5 protein-coding genes are annotated in these 1,701 nt (G+C 46.9%); all 5 read right to left on the bottom strand.

Annotation, left to right across the window (positions count from 1 at the left end; genetic code table 11):
• Positions 1 to 49: 49 nt before the first annotated feature.
• Entirely contained in the window at positions 50 to 310 is a 261-nt protein-coding gene (locus HWQ67_RS17775) for a hypothetical protein (RefSeq protein WP_218254033.1), read from the bottom strand.
• A 67-nt stretch (positions 311 to 377) separates the two neighbouring features.
• Positions 378 to 533 carry a hypothetical protein gene (locus tag HWQ67_RS17780; RefSeq protein ID WP_218254034.1) on the bottom strand — a complete coding sequence of 52 codons (156 nt, stop codon included), beginning with the start codon at positions 531 to 533 and terminating at the stop codon, positions 378 to 380.
• Position 534: 1 nt separating this feature from the next.
• The gene (locus HWQ67_RS17785; protein WP_218254035.1) at positions 535 to 885 is read right to left on the bottom strand and encodes a hypothetical protein; all 351 of its coding nucleotides are present in this window, start codon (positions 883 to 885) and stop codon (positions 535 to 537) included.
• A 9-nt stretch (positions 886 to 894) separates the two neighbouring features.
• On the bottom strand, positions 895 to 1,107 hold the full coding sequence (locus tag HWQ67_RS17790) for a hypothetical protein (RefSeq protein ID WP_218254036.1): 213 nt from the start codon (positions 1,105 to 1,107) through the stop codon (positions 895 to 897).
• Positions 1,104 to 1,595, bottom strand: a complete 492-nt coding sequence (locus HWQ67_RS17795; RefSeq protein WP_218254037.1) for a hypothetical protein — start codon at positions 1,593 to 1,595, stop codon at positions 1,104 to 1,106. The genes HWQ67_RS17790 and HWQ67_RS17795 overlap by 4 nt, the downstream gene beginning before the upstream one ends.
• Between the last annotated feature and the right edge of the window lie 106 nt (positions 1,596 to 1,701).

The following is a 1,701-nucleotide window of genomic DNA, read 5'->3' on the forward strand; positions in this document are numbered from 1 at the left end:
GCATTTGCTGAACACCCCGTTTTGGGTGAAAAGTGGCAGCACACCCAATTTAAGATGTCTCCATAAAGTATAACCTGACAATTTCTTTTATTGCCTCAAGTTGTTCCTTGGTGACTTCCTTCATGTCGTACTTATCCCTGAAGGCGTTGAACTTCTCCGGCTCGTCTGTAAAGAACCTGATCTCTTCTGAGTGATAGCCCCTATCTTCAGGCCGATGGACTTCAATTCTCCCACCGATATACCCTCGATAATCAGGGTTCATTACAGCTTCTTCTACGAAAGAGATGTAAGTCTTCTTTTGTGTGGTCATACCCTGCAATTGAGTGGTTTAACCACTCAGAGTATTGTGAATCGGATTTTCTGCCCATACGCAACAGTTAAACATCCGGCAATGTGTCAGGAGGATTCGCCTGAAACTTGGTCTTCTCTTCTGCGTATGCCTTCTCGAACTCTTCTGCCGTCATCTTCCCCATGGCGATGAGGGTAAAGACAGCCTGTAAGAGTAACTTCGCTATTTCAACGTAAGGGTTCATGTCAGCCTCCTAACTTCGTACCAAGCCTATTCAAAAGGCTCAGAATCAAGGGTTCAAGGGTTGGTGGGATGGTGACATTCTGCTCCACAGCCATCTTGTAGGCATCTATCAGTGGATAGACTTCCACCATGACAGCCTTCTTTGCTCTGAGTAGCTCCTTATCCTTGTCCGTTAAGTTGGGCATGACTGCCTGAATCCTGTACTCCGCATCCGCCTTATTGTAGGTCGCCAGGAAGAAGTACGCCTTCTCCTTGGGTGTCATCGTGCTGTAGTCCTTGATGCCTACAGTGGCGCAAGCTGTTGCGAAAACTATACAAATAAGTATAAGTGTAGAGACTTTGGCAATTCGCATAAAAACCTCCTATTTAGGTTGACCATTCGGGAGGGGACTCTGTTTCAGGTAAGAGAACATCCCGAAAGCACCCGCCACAACTAAAAGCACACCAAAGTTTTTAGCTGCCCCTGGTTGTAGAGGATTAAAGGTGATAGGATCAACGATTGCAGCCGTAGCAGCCGATGCTACACCATTAATCACTGCTGCAATTAACCCCTTGAGCCATACTGTCCAATTCATATTTCCACCTCCTGCCACAGAATAGTTTGAAAATCCTTCGAGTACAGATAGAACCTCGGTGTGATAAAGGTCTCTTCTTCAGGTGTCAGATGATACCCTGCGTCCCAGAACATCCAATAGGGTAGCTCGGAGCAGTACCACGCATCCTCGTCTTCAAGTGCCTTGATGCCCGTGGCAAACCCAAGCCAAGCAAGCCAATCATAGCCGTGGCAATAGAGTTGTTTTTGGTTTATCCAGGCTATCATTTCCCCGACCTTCTCCACCGGAATCTCTTGGTTGAACCTGCATACTGTCTTGTACCTGTCCCCGTAGTCCTGGATGTTGCGGTTAAGGATGCCCCCGATAGTCGGGTCCCAGATGTCCCCCAACTCGTTCTTGGCTATGACGCAGTGGGTGAAGAGGGATTTAGTCCAGGCGTAGATTACAGCGTCAGCGATGTTGGTCTTATCACCTTCGAGAAGAATCACATCTAACGTCTTTAGTCTCATCAATGATGCCCCCTAAACATCCACCACAAGAGATACAGTGGAATTGAGAAAACAACTGCAATAAAAATTATGATAACAAGGACTCTCACTCGTAGTGTCCTTTGTC

The sequence above is a fragment of the Candidatus Magnetobacterium casense genome, assembly GCF_019173545.1.
GTDB lineage: Bacteria > Nitrospirota > Thermodesulfovibrionia > Thermodesulfovibrionales > Magnetobacteriaceae > Magnetobacterium > Magnetobacterium cryptolimnobacter.

What these genes read in the sequence shown, in the direction of transcription:
- HWQ67_RS17775 (WP_218254033.1), bottom strand. Translation starts at nt 310, where the DNA reads ATGACCACACAAAAGAAGACTTACATCTCTTTCGTAGAAGAAGCTGTA.
- HWQ67_RS17780 (WP_218254034.1), bottom strand. Translation starts at nt 533, where the DNA reads ATGAACCCTTACGTTGAAATAGCGAAGTTACTCTTACAGGCTGTCTTT.
- HWQ67_RS17785 (WP_218254035.1), bottom strand. Translation starts at nt 885, where the DNA reads ATGCGAATTGCCAAAGTCTCTACACTTATACTTATTTGTATAGTTTTC.
- HWQ67_RS17790 (WP_218254036.1), bottom strand. Translation starts at nt 1,107, where the DNA reads ATGAATTGGACAGTATGGCTCAAGGGGTTAATTGCAGCAGTGATTAAT.
- HWQ67_RS17795 (WP_218254037.1), bottom strand. Translation starts at nt 1,595, where the DNA reads ATGAGACTAAAGACGTTAGATGTGATTCTTCTCGAAGGTGATAAGACC.